At 66.7% G+C, this 2,353-nt stretch carries 2 protein-coding genes; both read left to right on the top strand.

The features are described 5' to 3' along the window. Positions 1 to 281 precede the first annotated feature (281 nt). A complete protein-coding gene (locus FLX08_RS42805) occupies positions 282 to 647 on the top strand; it encodes a hypothetical protein (protein ID WP_244313240.1) in 366 nt (121 codons plus the stop codon). Between the two features lie 77 nt (positions 648 to 724). Beyond that, positions 725 to 1,570, top strand: coding sequence for a tyrosine-type recombinase/integrase (locus FLX08_RS42800; RefSeq protein WP_244313239.1), 846 nt, complete (start codon positions 725 to 727; stop codon positions 1,568 to 1,570). Positions 1,571 to 2,353 lie beyond the last annotated feature (783 nt).

Here is a 2,353-nt window from a genome sequence, read left to right as displayed (position 1 = left end):
AAGACCGTACAGTCCCCTCCTCCGGCACCGCGCTGCGGCGCGGCGGCCGTCCCGTCGGCAACATGTGGAGCTTCGGCCCCTGACGACCTTCCCCGTGTGATGTTCGCAAGATCCCGAGATTGTCCTGGCATGCGCTGAGGCCCGCTCCGGTACCACCCTGGGAGCGGGCCTTATGCACGTGCGGCCGAGTGAACATCACCGGGTTAGCCGGCTGGGTGAGGATAGCCGGGTCGATGTGTGTTCGTAGCGGGCCTCGAATTCGGCAGACGTCGGCCTTCCTCGTGCGCTGGACGGTGGACCGCAAGACCAAGTCCAAGAGCTTCCGAACCAAGGGACTAGCGGACAGCTTCCTGTCCGACCTTCGGCAGGCGGCCAAGGCGGGGGAGGCGTTCGACGTCACGACAGGGCTTCCGGTGTCGATGCTCGCGCCGGAGCCTTCGGGACCTTCGTTTCTGGAGTTCGCCCAGTCCTACGTGCTCCGGCGCTGGCGTACCTCGGCGGCCAGGACCAGGGAAACGGACGCTTACGCCCTGCTCACCTTGGTGCCCGCGCTCGTGGCCGACGTTCCGGGACGTCCCGATCCCGAGGATCTACGCGCCGTGCTCAGGGCTCATGCCCTGCTGCCTGAGGATCGGCGGCTGATCTGACCAGTCAGCAGGCCGCGGCTCTGCGCTGGGTGGAGAAGGCGTCTCTCCCGACGTCGTCACTGGGGGAGCCCGCCACATTGCGCCTGGGGCTCGACGTCATCTCAGCGACCTTCTCGGGTAAGGCGGCGGGAGCGAACACGGTCCGGCGCAAGCGAGCTGTCCTGCATCACCTCCTGGAGCTGGCCGTGGAACAGAAGTTCTTCCCCAGCAACCCGCTGGATGAGATCAAGTGGACCCCGCCCAGGGCCGTCACCGTCGTTGACCCTCAGACGGTCGTCAACCCGACCCAGGCCCGCGACCTCCTAGACGCTGTCTCCAGGGTTGGACGCAAGCGCGGTGCCCGGCTCAAGGCGCTGTTCGCCTGCGTCTATTACGCTGCGCTCCGCCCGGAGGAGGCAGCCGATCTGCGGGAAAAGAACCTCACCCTGCCCGATACCGGATGGGGCCTGATGGTCCTGGAGCGCGCGCGGCCCCAGGGAACGAAGCGCTGGACTGATAGCGGCCAGACTCACGAGTCCCGTCGCCTCAAGCACCGCGCGGACAAGGAGACCAGAGAGATCCCGATCCCTCCGATCCTCGTCACCGTCCTCCGAGAGCACATCAAGGCGTACGGCGTGGCCAAGGACGGCAGGCTGTTCCGCACCGCTACGGGCGGCTTCTACTCCAGTTCGGCCTACTCCTACGTCTGGCAGGAAGCCCGCAAGCTCACCCTCACCCCGGCTCAGGTCGTCTCATCCCTGGCTGCGCGGCCGTACGATCTGCGGCACGCCGCCGTCTCGCTCTGGCTTAACGCGGGCGTCCCGGCCCCGGAGGTGGCCAAGCGCGCCGGCCACAGCGTGGATGTCCTCCTTCGCGTCTACGCGAAGTGCTTGGACGGGCAGCAGGATCACATCAACGGAAAGATCAACAAAGCCCTCGGGTAAGCTGCCTTCTCCATCATGGCCCTGGCCGACCACCGGGGCCTTTTCACTTGTCACCATGATCGGCAAGCCTTGGTCAGATGCAAAGATCCGCAATCTCCCCACGTGTGCAGGGTGGGCGCGCCGGTGGCGGTCCCCGTCAGGGACGATCACCCCCGCGCGCACAGGGCGGGCAGCACCACGTCCAAGGAGGTCACGTATGTGGGAGGATCGCCCCCGCGCGTGCGGAGCGGACGCCTCGAACTGCAGCGAAGCGGGGTCCGGCCAGGGATCACCCCCGCGCATGCGGGGCGGACTACGTCTGGCCACCGATGCCGATAGCCGTAAGGGGTTCACCCCCGCGCGGGGGTGAACCGGACCTCGGCGTTGAATTTCCCGACGAGAAGCTTTGCCTTGCACCGGCGGGGGTGAACCGCGGGCCATGCAAGAAATGACCGGTGTACCAGAGTCCGCCTCGCACACGCGGGGGTTGAACCAAGGGCCCTCTCAACGATGGCTGAATCCTGGTGTCCGGCCGTCCCCACTCACCGGGCGAGGTGGATGACGTTCCAGAAGACGGGGGCAGGACGACGCGCAGCGGGTCGGTGCCGACGTCGGGGTTAACACGCGGGATGACGTGCCTCAACGGTCACCGACGCTGACACGGCGAAGGTCACGCACTAACGATCATTCGTTGTGAACGTCGCGTTCGGTTCGGGCCGCCTGAACAGCGGATCGGCAATCCGCGCGGTCAACGCTGCGCGTTCGGCATCCCAGGACACGACGAGATCGTGGGTGAGGCATAAG

Source organism: Microbispora hainanensis, assembly GCF_006874475.1.
GTDB lineage: Bacteria > Actinomycetota > Actinomycetes > Streptosporangiales > Streptosporangiaceae > Microbispora > Microbispora hainanensis.
This window is presented reverse-complemented; position numbering and strand designations above follow the sequence as displayed.